This is a genomic window from Leptolyngbya sp. GB1-A1 (assembly GCF_039962475.1).
Lineage (GTDB): Bacteria > Cyanobacteriota > Cyanobacteriia > Elainellales > Elainellaceae > Leptolyngbya_A.
Genome location: NZ_JAMPLI010000002.1, coordinates 422,961 through 436,895 on the forward strand (window position 1 = coordinate 422,961; position 13,935 = coordinate 436,895).

The window sequence follows — 13,935 nt, forward strand, 5'->3', positions numbered from 1 at the left end:
GGCATCCAGCAATAATTTCCCTTAGAAAAAGAATATGAAATAGACTGGCAGGATTTGAGTGTAGGTGGGTGAACGTGACGATATTTGAGCATTCATTTTGTCCTGTGGCGATCGAGCATTGAGGTGAGCAGTGGAAATTAGCCTGGAAAACTTCTGGAATCAGGTTTTGGAGCGGCTGCAACTCCAACTTAGTCGCCCGACTTTTGAAACCTGGATTAAATCTGCCACTGCCGAGCGGCTCGACGATCACTGTCTGGTGATTTGCACCCCCAACCCCTTTGCTCGAAACTGGCTCCAGAAGTACTATGTCAAGACGATCGCCGAGGTCGTACAAGAGCTTTTGGGGCGATCGGTGGATATCCATATTGTGGTAAAACCGGGGGCAGAGTCCGAGGGTTTGCCCGAAACTTCAGAAATGGTATGGTCGCAGCCTGCGGAAGTTCCCCCGGCAGAACCGCCTGCCAACCGAGTGCGGCATACCGAGCTAAATCAGAAGTACATTTTTTCGCGCTTCGTCGTTGGTGCAAACAACCGCATGGCACACGCCGCTTCTCTCGCAGTGGCAGAGTCACCCGGACGCGAGTTTAATCCGCTGTTTCTCTGCGGGGGGGTTGGACTGGGCAAAACTCACCTGATGCAGGCGATCGGGCACTATCGGCTAGAGATCGACCCGCGCTCGAAAATCTTCTACGTCTCAACTGAGCAGTTTACCAACGACCTGATTGCTGCAATTCGGAAAGACAGTATGCAGAGCTTTCGGGAGCATTATCGCGCAGTTGATGTGTTGCTGGTAGACGATATTCAGTTCATCGAAGGCAAGGAATACACGCAGGAAGAGTTCTTTCACACGTTCAACACGCTGCACGAAGCAGGCAAGCAGGTGGTTCTCGCTTCCGATCGTCCGCCCAATCACATTCCCCGTCTGCAAGAACGGCTTTGCTCCCGGTTCTCAATGGGGCTGATCGCCGACATTCAGCCGCCCGATCTGGAAACCCGCATGGCAATTCTGCAAAAAAAGGCAGAGTACGAGAATATGCGGTTGCCTCGTGAAGTGATTGAATATATCGCCAGCAGCTACACCTCTAACATTCGGGAACTGGAAGGGGCACTGATTCGGGCAGTTGCCTATATTTCGATTTCCGGTTTGCCGATGACGGTAGAGAACATTGCCCCGGTGCTTAATCCGCCCAGCGACCAGGTGGGAGCCTCCCCCGATGCCGTGATGAATGCGATCGTCGAAACGTTTGGCATCTCGATCGAAGATCTAAAGGGCAGTTCGCGTCGTCGAGAAATTAGCACGGCAAGACAGATTGGAATGTACCTGATGCGTCAGCATACAGGTTTGAGTCTGCCAAAAATTGGCGAAGTGTTTGGCGGCAAGGATCATACGACCGTGATGTATAGCTGCGAGAAAATTTCTCAGCAAAAGAATGCTGATCCAGAAATGGCAAGGAATCTACGTCAAATTAGCGATCGAATTACGCTTCCCAATCACGCTCCGAATCAATCCCGCCGCTGATGCCGGATAGGAACTAGTTTCTGTTGCTTTAGTCTTGCTTGGATTGAAGAATTTAGAGAATTCGCGGATAGAGCGATAACAGGTTGATAAAGCTGTTCGGGATTTACGAAATTTCCGATCTCTCTCTTGAGGATTATTCATAGCGAGAGACAGTGAAAAAACTCTGCTGCTCAGTACGCTTTTCACTTCACCTAGCTGTCACTTATCTTCAAGGTCAAGTTCATGAAAAATAATCAGGAAACCTGGAAGTTTTTTGTTCAGGTCGCATTCAGCACGGTCGTCTTAACATTTAGCCTCTACAAACTCGCAGTTACCGATCAGCAGGATAGCTATCAGGCACTCTATTGGGGCGGCGTTACGGGAATTATGGCTTGGTGGATGCCTAACCCTGGTAACGGAACTAGCAGCGTCAATAGCACTCAAAATGGTTCCCAATCTGATCTAATCCAACCTCTACCCCCTGCAACTGCAAAAGCAAACGGTAAACCGCCGATGCAACCATCCGTAAATGTACAGGCTTTGCCTCACAAAACGGCTTAATTAATAAGAAAGTGAGCGATCGAAAACGCAGGTAATTTCCGAGATAAATTTTGCAATTCCGTACTTTCTCGGATTGATTTTGCAATCAATAAAAAGTCAATTAAGCGCGTGGAAATCGTGATTTGTTTTCCTTGAAAATAGTGTAGGTTGCATACAGTAACTCTGTTATTTTATTGCAACGCGGAGTCGATTTCCATGAAGCATATTGTTTTAACAAGGCTCCTCCCCGTGGCCCTGACCGCAGTCTCTCTTCCCCTGGTTGCAGGCAACTTTTCGTCTGCAAGTGCGGCTTCTTTGTCCTTTAGCGTCAGCCCGTTTACAGGCGATCCTGCCAAAATAAACTTCACGCTAGACGATCAGGCAGCCGGAGCTGGAAACATTCAGTTCAAGGTGGATGTCGATCGAACCGTTAATCTCGCAGATCTGCGGGGAATTTTCTTCAACATTAGTGATGATTCGCTTTTGAAGAATCTCACCATAACTGGAGCAAACGTATCCCAATTTCTCTTTGATGCCGGTAAGGTGAATGAGCTGGGTAACGGAAACAACCTGAACGGTGAGGGTAGAAAGGGTGAGAAGCAATTCTTTGATGCCGGTGTTGAGATTGGTACACAAGGAATTGGTGCCGGTGATGACATTCAATCGACAGTCTTTACCCTCTCTCATAAACTGGGTCACAAGTTAGATCTGTCTCTGTTTACGAATCAAAGCTTTGGGGTGCGCGTTCAAAGCGTCGGAACGAATCGTGAGGGCAGCAGTAAGCTGGTGGGAACCGCTCCCATAACTCCGACCCCAGCTCCAGCTCCAGCTCCGGCTCCAGCTCCAGCTCCGGTTCCGGCTCCAGCTCCGGCTCCGGCTCCAGTTCCGACTCAAGACTCGACTCCAGCTCCAGCTCCGGCTCCAGCTCCAGCTCCGGTTCCGGCTCCAGCTCCGGCTCCGGCTCCAGTTCCGACTCAAGACTCGACTCCAGCTCCAGCTCCGACTCCAGCTCCAGCTCCGGTTCCGGCTCCGACTCCAGCTCCAGCTCCGGTTCCGGCTCCTTATATTCCTCCTGTCGTTCTTGTGTCGCCACCTCCAGCCCCACCTGCGAAGGTTCCCGAACCAGGTGTGACTACGGCGATCGTTCTAAGTGCGATCGGAGCAGCCAAACTATTGAAGCGCAGATCGGTTGAGTCGATGCCAAGCCATCAGGAGGGCTAAAGCACTCGCACCGATTCTTGATTGTGCATACCGAGATACAGTGATTTTTATTTTTTCAGGGTGCAGTTTACCTGGCAGATTTAATTCAATTTGTGTAATGCATGAGCCGTGCTAACTCCAAGCACGGTTTTTTAATCTAGCTCATGACTGGTTTGGGTAGCGAAATTTTGCGTCAGCGCGACAATCTCTTGAAACTGAAGGCGATCGACCAGATCACTCAGAGTTTGGGCAATTGCAGTTTGGTCTTCGCGCAATTCAAATTCCATTAGTGTAAGCAGGCGATCGAGCCACTGGTGATTTCCCCATTGGTCTTCAACAATTAGACTGATTACTCACCACCGTGCGAACCGTAACCCGTCCACTTTCTGTAAATTTGATCGCGTTGCCAATCAGGTTAATTAAAACCTGCTGCAGTTTTCCTTTATCTGCCTGGAGATATTCCGGGACATTTCCATTCTGTTCAAAGATAAGTTCTAGCCCTTTTGCGTTTGCTTTAAGTTGAAATGTCTCTTCGATTGATTGCAAAAGCTGATATAGACTAAAACTATTTTCGTTTAATGTTGTTCTACCTGCTTTAATCTTTGACATCTCTAAAACGTCATTAATTAGCATTAGCAAATGTTCACCGCTGCGGTTAATCATTTGGAGCTGTTTGAGTTGGGCATGGCTAACTGCTGCATCGCGAGTCATAATCGGTGCTCCTTCAGGGAGATCTCATCCGATCGTTATTTGTACTGCTCCTCTAGCAGTTTAACGCTGGCATAAATTGCATCAATGTGAGGGGTTGGCGTTTGGGTCAGCCTTCCCAGTTCGGCAACAGACCCGACAATCGCGTCTACTTCGGTTGGTCGTCTGGCTTCAATATCTTGCAGCATAGAGGTTTTGTGTGCCCCGACTTCTTCTGCGCCCTGAATCCGCTGCTCCAGGGAAATGCCGAACTCTACGCCCAGCTTTTCAGCGATCGTCTGCGCTTCCTGCATCATGGCTCGTGCCAGATCACGAGTGAGGGCATACTGACAGATTTGCTCTAGGGTGGCGCGGGTGAGGGCACTGAGGGGGTTAAACGCCAGGTTGCCCCAGAGCTTGACCCATAGCTCATTGCGAATCTGGTTTCGTACGGGAGCCTTTAAGCCTGCATGCCGGAACGTTTGTGCGAGTTTTTGCAGCCGATCGCTCTTGGAGCCATCTAGTTCGCCCAGGGTAAACCGATCGCCTTTCAAATGCTGCACCACACCGGGAGCCGCCAGTTCTGCCGCCGGATAAACAATGCAGCCAATCACACGATCGACCGAAATATTTGCCTCGACTGTTCCGTCAGGATCAACTGCCCGAATCCGGTAATCTGCATAAGGGGTGTCCAGCTTGCGGAAATACCACCAGGGAATGCCGTTTTGTGCGGTGACGACGATCGTTTCCGATCCGTAAAGGGCGGGCAATTGGGGGGCGATCGCAGGGACACTCTGGGTTTTTAACGCGACGACGACGATATCCTGGGTTCCTGCCTGGCGAATGTCCTGGGTCGCAAACACTTCTTTCACCGCTTCTTCGGTTCCATTGGGCGATCTCAGTTTTAGCCCGTGGGTCTGGATCGCTTCCAGGTGCGCCCCTCGTGCGATAAGGGTCACTTGTTCTCCGGCAAGTGCCAGCTTTGCACCCAGATAGCCGCCGATCGCACCCGCCCCAACAATGCAGATTCTCATGGTGATTTGCCCTCTGCGCTTAGATTCAGCAGTTCTGCCATTTTGAGTCGTTGCAGCTTCCCGGTTGCTCCACGGGGGATCTCAGTCAGAAGGTGAAATTGCCGGGGAATTTTGAACTCTGCCAGATGTTCGGCGCAATAGTCGCGCAGCTCTTTCTCGCTCGCTGTCCGATCGCCCTTAAGCACCACTGCCGCATGGATATCTTCGCCCAGCATTTTATGAGGAACTGCAAAGGCGATCGCTTCTGCCACTGCCGAATGACGCAGCAGCAGGTTATCGACCTCAAGCGGAGAAATCTTCTCGCCGCCCCGGTTGATCAGCTCTTTAATGCGCCCGGTCAGGGATAAATAGCCCTCTGGATCAAGGTAGCCTTGATCTCCCGTGCGAAACCAGCGGTTGGTGAATGCTTTGGCGTTTGCCTCTGAATTATTTTCGTAGCCGTCTACGACATTTGCGCCGCGAACCACCACTTCCCCCAGTTCGCCGGATGCCAGGAGATTGCCTGCCTCATTCATAATTCCGACTTCAACACCGTGACCATAGCCGACTGTGCCTGCTTTGTGTGCTGCCGGAGGCATAGGATTCGAGGTCATCTGATGGGCAGCTTCGGTCATGCTGTAGGCTTCCAGCACGGGCGCGTTAAAGGTCTGCTCTAGCCGCTCCAGGATGATCGGCGGGAGCGAAGAACTGCTCGATCGAATAAATCTGAGGCGGCTGGCGGCGATCGCCTCTCGGTTGCGCTCTGCCCGTGATAAAAGAAGCTGGTGCATGGTGGGCACGGCGGAATACCAGGTTGGCTGAAATTCGGTCAGAATGCTCCAAAACTCCATTGCGTTAAAGCCATTCGGACAGATCACCGTACCGCCGGATGCCAGGGTAGACAGCATCGAAGCGACAATGCCATGCACATGAAACAGCGGCATAATGCACAAAGCGCGATCGGCGGCGGTGAGGCCGTAGGTTCCGATAATATTTGTCGCCGAGGCTGCCAGATTGCGATGGCGAATCGGAACTCGCTTCGGACGGCTGGTAGTGCCACTGGTGTGCAAAATCATTGCTACGTCTTCAGAAACGGCTAATTCCGGCGATTTTGCGGGTCGAGCGGCTCCTCCAGTTTTCTCAAAGGTCAGCATTCCGTCTGGGTTTGCTGTGGCTTTAATCAGCAGCATCTCTGGCAGGACAGACGACCGCGCAGCTTCGATGCCGTCATTAAGGGTAATCAGCGCGGCTGCCTGCGTGTCTTCATAGTAAAAAGCAAATTCTTCAGGCTTGTATTTCGGGTTGAGAGGGGCTGCTGTGCCGCACATTGCCGCCGCCAGATACGTGATGATCATCTCGACGCCGTTGGGCATTGCAATCACAATCCGATCGCCTCGACTGATGCCAAACTGGTTCAGCGTTTCTACCAGAGCAACGACGTGCTGCCGCAGTTGGCGATAGGAAATGCCGGGAGAATTGGGCGCAATCAGCGCGATCTGGTCATCTTCACCAAGTAGCAAATCGAGTAATGTTGTAGATGGAGGTAGCGTTGCAGTCATGAAAGGAATTGCAAAAAGATTGGGCGTTGCGGGAAAATACGATTGATTGTATCAGCTTGATTCAAGACAGAAGCCTGAGCTTGAGAGCTTTAAAGTCCTCTAGAAAGTCCTTTAACATTAAGGGATTGAGGCAGCACTCAGGAATTGGGGCAACCATGCCGCACCTCGGATACTCACCAACAATTCTCCTGAGCCGTGATTGTGACGATTGCTGCTCGACTGTATTAGCAAAGTGCCCCTTTAAGAGTAGATTCGTGTATTTAATATCACCTTCTAATGCTTAACAATTACGTAGTTTCTACTCCTCTAGAGGTATTTTTTCCGGGTGTGGCCCCCAGCTAAAATAAACCAAATCCTCAATGGGTATCCTATAAGTGCAGTTAAGAAGGATGTGCAATTTAAGGATCGGCTGAGATACACTCTATCTCCATTTGCCTTTCAACCTGTAGTCCCTGTTTTTGAACGTTGATCGAAGCATCTACGTTTATCCTGGCAACATTAACCGCCCTGCCAGAATGTCTCTGTGGAACCCCTGTGGATCGTGTTAGGAGATTCATTTTCCCAATGACTGCAATCACTCCCCAATTCTCCGATGAGGAGCTTCAAGAGATCTGCAATATCTCTGATGTTATCTCCTGTGAATGTCCTGCTTATCTAGTTGGTTTGCTCCGAGAAGTTCGGAAGTTTCGCTACTACACTGCCAATTGTCCGAAAGAAGAACCTCAAGCCCTCGAAATTCATCAATGGCTTGAAGGCGAAACGTTGCACGTTGAACGGTTGATGTCCGAAATTATCTACAAATTCATGCAGCGCGAAGGCTTGCTCGATGAAAACGGACAGCTCGTTCCGCGTCTTTTAGCCGATCGTGCGTATCAGGCAGCTATTAAGCAGCACGACAGCGCAGGTTATTACTAGCGATCGATTGCCGTTTCACTTGCTGTTTCACTTGTAGACTCATAGATTAAATTCATAAATCACTAGACTCCTCGGGAACAGACGCGAAACCAGCGGAACCCATAACTCTCCAGGTAAATCTCGCGAGACGCGCCTTTTAACGGTTCATAGGGGCAGTCGCCTAACAGTTCCAGCCAATGGTGATCGTTCTCCGGCAGGTTCTCGGGCGGACTGTTTCCTGGCGGACTATTTTCCGGCGAACTGCTTAGCGTTACCGTGCAGGGCTGACTAGAGAGATTGTGAAGCGCAACTACCGCACCCTTCTGCCACTCGCAGCGGTGGGCAAACACTTGCGGCTTTCCCGTATCCAGGATTTGCCACTTGCCCCAGCCGAATTCAGGACATTCTTTTCGCATCCGAATTGCCCGCTCCATCCAGTTGAGCAACGATTTGGGATCGCGCCGCTGATCCATGACATTCACGGCAGCATAGCCAAATTGCCCCTCGGAAATCACAGGACGAATCAGTTTCTCGCTTGGCGCAGTGGAGAATCCTCCATTCGGTGCGTCCGACCACTGCATTGGAGTTCGGGTAGAATTACGCTCATCAAGCGATAAATCTTCGCCCATGCCAATCTCTTCGCCATAAAACAGCACAGGCGTGCCGGGCAGGGTCAGCATGAGGCTGTAGGCAAGCTGAATCCGCCGGATGTTGCCCTCCACCATTGGCGGTAACCGCCTGCGAATGCCGCGATCGAAAATCCACATCTGCTCGCGATCGGGCGCAAACTGATCGGCAACTTCCTCTTGTTCAGTGGGGGTGAGTTTATCCAGCGACAGCTCATCATGATTTCGCACAAAAATTGCCCATTGTCCGATCTGGGGAATCGGCGGCAGGGACTTTAGCGCATTGACCAGCGGAGCGGCTTCCTCGCGCACTAGCGACAGCATCATCTGCTGATTGACGATAAACCCAAATAGCATCTGCATTCGATCGCCATTGCCAAAGTATTTGGGCATTTCCTCGATGCTGATATTTGCTTCTGCCAGGACGATCGCATCGCCGCGCCGCCAGGAGAGAAAATCACGAAATTCGCTCAGGTAGGTAAAAGGATCGGTTACATCTGCCTGGTCTTCCACGCCCTGTAGCTCAATCAGATAAGGTGCAGCATCCACCCGAAAACCTGACACACCTAACTGAAGCCAGAAGCCCATGATCTTGCAGATTTCCTGCCTCACTGTGGGATTGGCAATGTTGAGGTCTGCTTGATGCTCATAAAAGCGGTGATGATAGAAGGCTTGTGCCTGTTCTTGATACGTCCATGTGGTCGATTGTCGCCCTGGAAATACGATGCCTTCGTCTGCGTCCTCTGGCTTTTTTTCTTTCCAAACGTAGTAATCCCGGTATTTTGATTGTTGATCACTGCAAGCTGCCTGAAACCACGGATGTTCGGTTGAGGTATGATTCACCACCAGATCGACAATCACCCGAATGCCGCGATGATTTGCCTGCCGCGTAAATTCAACAAAATCGCCTAATGTGCCCAAACGCGAATCGACATTGTAATAGTCAGTCACGTCATAGCCGTTATCACGATTTGGGCTGGGATAGAACGGCATTAGCCAGATACAGGTAATTCCCAAACCTGATAAATAATCAAGGCATTCAGTCAGTCCTGGGAAATCACCCACACCATCTCCATCACTATCCCGAAAGGTTTCCACATCGAGACAATAAATGATGGTGTTTTTGTACCATAAATCCAGCATAAGCCTTACAATACCTACTCACTTGATTCAAACTTACAGAGCGGACAAGGAATTTTTTGTGTACGCCAATGTACACGCCAAAAACCCTTTGCCTTTAATCATTGAACGACAAGTAAACCCTAAGTACTTCATTTCGGGTTGGTGCATTCCTTCCGGCTAGCCAGATTGTATCTTCTAATATTGAATTGTTGATGTTGAATTGCATCTGCTTTGAAGAAGATCCTGCGATACAGCCGCTAACGATATCGATCGCAATCCTATCCGATCGTGCCCCAAATCTTAGACAATCAGAGAGTTGTTTTATTGAAGCTGAAGCTGTGACTTCGATCGCCCGTCGCCTAGAACTATACACGCTCAAACGTCCTCAAGAAGTGTTGCTGGTTTATGCTGAGATTGAAGGAGAACTGGATGAGATCGCCATCTTTAAAGGGTTTTCGAGTTCGCTAATGCGTCCGACTGCCTACGATCCAGAGGTGCCTGTTTTACCAGAAAACGCGACGATTACGGCGATCGATCGATTGTATGGACCCTTTAACCCACAAAATCCTCGATACATTGAGCAGGGGCGATCGCTAGCAGATATAGAAGAATTGTTGGCGGAGATCGGGCTATAGGCTACCTCATTCCTCAAAAAGTTATACGGTTATACCTACGCAATTAGCTCACAACCGATCGGGTATAAATATTTGCACTGATTTCTCCGGATATACTGAGGTATTTTCAGAAAGAAATAGCATTCTTAGAGACTTAATCTTGCAGTTTAATTTTTAGAGGAAAGAGCAGTCAGAATTCGATCGCTGCTTTGTTCTAAATCTTGGTTGTCAAGATTTTGGTTGTCAGGATTTTTGTTATCAAGGTGTACGAAGCTAACGAAACAAATCCGGTTGAGCAGTAGTCCGTGCTACCAGGAGAGTATCTGGCTTGTGCAGGTTCGATCGCAATTAAGAATCAGGCGGCAATGGGTTGGATTAAGCAGGTCATTTGCAGCCTTGTCCAACAGGATTTCAACGGAATTTGATTCCTATTGAATGCAATTTGGCGCAATGCAAGAAAAACTAAACCGCGAGGTGAATTTCCTCCTGGCGGGCAACCGTGTTATTCTCCGCTTTGAGTGTGATGTATGGAGTGGTCTTTATGGTTTTATCGTCTGTACCGTCTGGAAAAATATCGCCTCCTGTTAACTTTGCTCTATCCAGCACTGGCTTGAATTGGGGAGCGATGACCCTTCCAGCCAAGTTGTTTGGTACAGATGGAATCCGAGGCAAGGTGGGAGATTTGCTTTCGGCGCCGCTTGCGCTTCAGGTGGGCTACTGGGCAGGGCAAGTGCTTCGTCTGCATAGCAGCAGTCCCGGTGCGATCATCCTAGGTCAAGATTCCCGCAACTCCAGCGATATGCTGGCGATGGCCCTGTCCGCGGGTTTGACTGCTGCCGGACTAGAAGTGTGGAATCTGGGCTTGTGTCCCACCCCTGCTGTTGCTCAGCTGACCCATGCCACGGATGCGATCGGCGGCGTAATGATTTCTGCGAGCCACAATCCGCCCGAAGATAACGGCATCAAGTTTTTTGGCGCAAACGGCACAAAGCTGGCAACCGAACTGCAAGCAGCGATCGAGTCTGCTTTGCGCGGCGAAACAGACTGGGGCACAGAAGCTCTCTCCTCATCCTGGGGACAGCACTACCATCGTCCTGAACTGGTGAAAGATTATCTCGCCTCACTCCGGGGTCCGCTGTTGTCCTACCCGAATCTGTCGGGTCTGAAGATTGTCCTCGATCTGGCTTGGGGTGCGGCGGCTCAGGTCGCTCCGATCATTTTTCAGCAAATGGGCGCAGAAGTGATTAGCCTCCATGCTGAACCCAAAGGCGATCGCATTAATGTTAACTGCGGCTCGACCCATTTGGAATCGCTCAAAGCTGCCGTTCTGACTCATAGCGCAGATCTAGGGTTTGCGTTTGATGGCGATGCCGATCGCGTCATGGCAGTAGACAGCACAGGTCGCACTGTAGATGGTGACTACATTTTGTATCTTTGGGGTCAGGCGTTGCGGCAGGCAAATCAGCTTCCCAATAACCTGATCGTTTCCACGGTGATGGCAAACCTCGGCTTTGAGCATGCCTGGAAGAAGCAGGGCGGATCGCTGATTCGGACGGCGGTAGGCGATCAGTATGTGCAGGCGGAAATGCTAAAGCAGGGTGCCATGCTGGGCGGCGAACAGTCAGGACACATTCTCTGTCCTCACTACGGCGTCTCGGGCGATGGCTTACTAACGGCTCTGCATCTGGCTTCGCTGGTCAAGCGAGCGGGCACTTCGCTCACAGAACTGGTGGATCAAAGCTTCCAGACCTATCCCCAGATTCTCAAAAACGTGCGGGTGGAAGACCGGGAGCATCGGCTCAACTGGCAGCAGGACGACACACTTCAGCAGAAGATTGCTCAGGCAGAAGCGGTAATGGGCGATCGGGGTCGGGTGCTGGTGCGGGCATCGGGAACGGAACCTGTGATTCGCGTCATGGTAGAGGCTGAGAGTGCAGAGCTGACTCATTATTGGACGGAGGCTCTGGTGGCGGCGGTGCAGAAGTATGTGGGGTAGAAGGGTGGATGAGTGGAGCGGTGAGGAAATGGGGAGATGACGGAGTGAGGAGATAGGGGGAGGACTCCGTTTGGTTTCGGCGATCGGGTAGAATAGCTCAGCAGCAGTTCACCGATGCGAAGGCGTTCCCCTTGGGGTAATCACAGTTCTCTACATTGTTTTAGGTTCCCTATTTCTGCATGAATCAGCTCAACAACGCTCTGACGCTCTTTTTTAGCCTGCTGGTTGAAGCGATTCCGTTCCTGCTGCTGGGGGTGCTTTTTTCCAGTACGCTGCTGCTTTTTGTAGATGAGCGGCGGTTAATTCAGCTTGTGCCGAAAAACCCGCTGCTAGCAGCATTTGTGGGCAGTTTGATTGGTTTCCTGTTTCCGGTGTGCGAGTGCGGGAACGTTCCCGTAGCGCGACGGCTGATCGTGCAAGGTGCGCCGGGAGCAATGGCGATCGGCTTTTTGCTGGCGGCTCCGACGGTGAATCCGATCGTGTTTTGGGCAACATGGACAGCGTTTCGCGATCAGCCGGAGCTAGTGTTTTTGCGGGTGGGCTGTTCGCTACTGATTGCCACGGTAATTGGCTGGGTGTTCAGTACGCAGGCAGATTTGCGTCCGCTGATGCAGCCTGCGATCGCCCGTGCGATGCCCGTTCCGCCCGAAAAACCCTCGAAAGGCAAAGGCAAGCATCAGGACAGTACGCCAACGCTGCTTCAGTCCGGTACGTTCATTCTGGGACAACAGGAGCAGCCTTTTCGTTTAGACGGTAATCTGGCTGCGATGGCCGCCCTGCCAGAGAATCCTGTTTTGTCAAAACCCTTTGCCGATCGCCTGCGGCTGATGGTAGATAACATTATTCAAGAATTGCGCGAACTGGGTGGCATTTTGATTTTGGGAAGTGCGGTAGCGGCGATCGTGCAAATTGCAGTTCCGCGTGAAGTGGTGCTGGGGCTGGGACAGGGGCAGGTTAGCTCGATCGTGGCAATGATGGTGTTGGCTTGCATAGTGTCGATTTGCTCGACAGTGGATTCCTTTTTTGCGCTGTCGTTTGCCTCGACGTTTACCACTGGATCGCTGCTGGCGTTTCTGATCTTTGGTCCCATGATCGACTTGAAGAATATTGCGCTGCTGCTGTCGGTGTTTCGGACAAGGGCGATCGTTTACCTCTTCTTGCTGGCGGGGCAAATGACGTTTCTGATAGCGTTGCTAGTAAATCTCTACGTTAGCTAGCCCTGAACCAAAGCTAGCCCTGAACCAAACTTTTTCTGTTGCAGACGTTTTCTCTTTTCCGATTGATATGACCCTAAGTTCAAAGCCGATCGCTCCTCGCTTGCTCTGGCTGCAACCCCTGCTGGATGTGCTGGCAATTCTTGCTTGGGGTGCGCTGCTGCTAAAGTATTGGCTGACTGGCAAAATTAACGTGCTGCTGCATCCGGGCTATATCTGGCTGGCATATTCTGCCGGATTTTTTCTGGTGGGATTGGGTCTGTACAAACTGGGGCAGTTTCTCTGGCGAATGCGTCGCTCGAATCGGCTTAGACCCACGGCAATGCCCGCTCACTTTTCCCTGTTTCCGCCGGGATGGAGTAGCGGCTTACTGTTAGCTGTCGCACTGTTTGGCTTGCAGTTTACGCCCCAGCCGTTTGCCAGCGATGTTGCTCTTAATCGAGGCGTAACTGACACGCTGAGCATGACCCGATCGCAGCCCCAAGCCTTTCGCGGCAATAAGCGTCCTGAAGACCGATCGATCATCGAATGGGTGCGAACACTGAATGTGTACCCCGAACCGGATGCTTACAAAGGGCAAAAAGCAAACGTCGATGGATTTGCGATTCACCTGCCCAGCTTGCCAGATGATTATCTGATGATTTCTCGCTTCGTGATTACCTGCTGTGCTGCGGATGTGTATCCGGTCGGTTTGCCTGTGAAGCTTGCTGGCAGCCGTGCCGCTTACCCCGCAGATCAGTGGTTTCGAGTAGAGGGCAAGATGATTACAGAGACGATCGACAATAAGCGGCAGCTTGTGATCCAGGCAGAGCGGCTTCAGGCGATTCCTAAACCGCAAAATCCCTACGACTACTAATATCCCTGTTTCATCACTCTAGAAGGAGTAAAATAGGGACAAGTTTGCTGAAGGCGAGCCAGGGCAATGGTTGCACCCCGTGAAGCAGTCACTACCGTCACGTTCATCGACAACTA

General features: G+C 51.1%; 14 protein-coding genes. 8 read left to right on the forward strand and 6 right to left on the reverse strand.

What is annotated here, in order from left to right; translation table 11 throughout:
• The first annotated feature begins 130 nt into the window (after positions 1 to 130).
• From dnaA to NDI45_RS03770, 3 genes are all read left to right on the forward strand, one after another.
• A complete protein-coding gene (dnaA, locus tag NDI45_RS03760) occupies positions 131 to 1,519 on the forward strand; it encodes a chromosomal replication initiator protein DnaA (RefSeq protein WP_190792699.1) in 1,389 nt (462 codons plus the stop codon).
• A 222-nt stretch (positions 1,520 to 1,741) separates the two neighbouring features.
• The gene (locus tag NDI45_RS03765) at positions 1,742 to 2,059 is read left to right on the forward strand and encodes a hypothetical protein (protein ID WP_348246388.1); all 318 of its coding nucleotides are present in this window, start codon (positions 1,742 to 1,744) and stop codon (positions 2,057 to 2,059) included.
• Between the two features lie 195 nt (positions 2,060 to 2,254).
• A complete protein-coding gene (locus tag NDI45_RS03770; protein ID WP_348246390.1) occupies positions 2,255 to 3,259 on the forward strand; it encodes a hypothetical protein in 1,005 nt (334 codons plus the stop codon).
• A gap of 131 nt (positions 3,260 to 3,390) precedes the next feature.
• Here the strand turns inward: NDI45_RS03770 and NDI45_RS03775 are convergent, their stop codons facing one another.
• Genes NDI45_RS03775 through NDI45_RS03790 form a run of 4 tightly spaced genes read right to left on the reverse strand, consistent with a single transcriptional unit; the run spans position 3,391 to position 6,497 of the window.
• Complete coding sequence (locus NDI45_RS03775) at positions 3,391 to 3,525, reverse strand: hypothetical protein (RefSeq protein ID WP_348246392.1); 135 nt, start codon at positions 3,523 to 3,525, stop codon at positions 3,391 to 3,393.
• A 46-nt stretch (positions 3,526 to 3,571) separates the two neighbouring features.
• Entirely contained in the window at positions 3,572 to 3,949 is a 378-nt protein-coding gene (locus NDI45_RS03780) for a hypothetical protein (protein ID WP_348246394.1), read from the reverse strand.
• A gap of 35 nt (positions 3,950 to 3,984) precedes the next feature.
• Complete coding sequence (locus NDI45_RS03785) at positions 3,985 to 4,959, reverse strand: 2-dehydropantoate 2-reductase (RefSeq protein WP_190792776.1); 975 nt, start codon at positions 4,957 to 4,959, stop codon at positions 3,985 to 3,987.
• Positions 4,956 to 6,497: an acyl--CoA ligase gene (locus NDI45_RS03790; protein ID WP_348246396.1), complete on the reverse strand. Its 1,542-nt coding sequence runs from the start codon at positions 6,495 to 6,497 to the stop codon at positions 4,956 to 4,958. Before NDI45_RS03790 ends, NDI45_RS03785 begins: the two co-directional genes overlap by 4 nt.
• A gap of 564 nt (positions 6,498 to 7,061) precedes the next feature.
• Here NDI45_RS03790 and NDI45_RS03795 point away from each other — a divergent pair.
• Entirely contained in the window at positions 7,062 to 7,412 is a 351-nt protein-coding gene (locus NDI45_RS03795) for a hypothetical protein (protein WP_190792774.1), read from the forward strand.
• A gap of 62 nt (positions 7,413 to 7,474) precedes the next feature.
• Here NDI45_RS03795 and NDI45_RS03800 read toward each other — a convergent pair whose 3' ends face one another.
• On the reverse strand, positions 7,475 to 9,160 hold the full coding sequence (locus NDI45_RS03800) for an alpha-amylase family protein (RefSeq protein WP_348246399.1): 1,686 nt from the start codon (positions 9,158 to 9,160) through the stop codon (positions 7,475 to 7,477).
• Positions 9,161 to 9,477: 317 nt separating this feature from the next.
• Between NDI45_RS03800 and NDI45_RS03805 the strand changes: the two genes are divergently transcribed.
• Positions 9,478 to 9,774 carry a hypothetical protein gene (locus NDI45_RS03805; RefSeq protein ID WP_190792771.1) on the forward strand — a complete coding sequence of 99 codons (297 nt, stop codon included), beginning with the start codon at positions 9,478 to 9,480 and terminating at the stop codon, positions 9,772 to 9,774.
• 441 nt (positions 9,775 to 10,215) lie between these two features.
• On the opposite strand, the gene NDI45_RS03810 is transcribed toward NDI45_RS03805, so the two are convergent.
• Positions 10,216 to 10,359 carry a hypothetical protein gene (locus NDI45_RS03810; RefSeq protein WP_348246426.1) on the reverse strand — a complete coding sequence of 48 codons (144 nt, stop codon included), beginning with the start codon at positions 10,357 to 10,359 and terminating at the stop codon, positions 10,216 to 10,218.
• On the opposite strand from NDI45_RS03810, the gene glmM reads away from it, so the two are divergent.
• The 3 genes from glmM (at position 10,295) to NDI45_RS03825 (ending at position 13,819) form a co-directional block, all read left to right on the forward strand.
• Positions 10,295 to 11,749 carry a phosphoglucosamine mutase gene (gene glmM / locus NDI45_RS03815; RefSeq protein ID WP_348246401.1) on the forward strand — a complete coding sequence of 485 codons (1,455 nt, stop codon included), beginning with the start codon at positions 10,295 to 10,297 and terminating at the stop codon, positions 11,747 to 11,749. The genes NDI45_RS03810 and glmM overlap by 65 nt on opposite strands.
• A gap of 179 nt (positions 11,750 to 11,928) precedes the next feature.
• Entirely contained in the window at positions 11,929 to 12,966 is a 1,038-nt protein-coding gene (locus tag NDI45_RS03820; protein ID WP_348246403.1) for a permease, read from the forward strand.
• Between the two features lie 67 nt (positions 12,967 to 13,033).
• Entirely contained in the window at positions 13,034 to 13,819 is a 786-nt protein-coding gene (locus NDI45_RS03825; RefSeq protein WP_190792768.1) for a TIGR03943 family protein, read from the forward strand.
• Positions 13,820 to 13,935 lie beyond the last annotated feature (116 nt).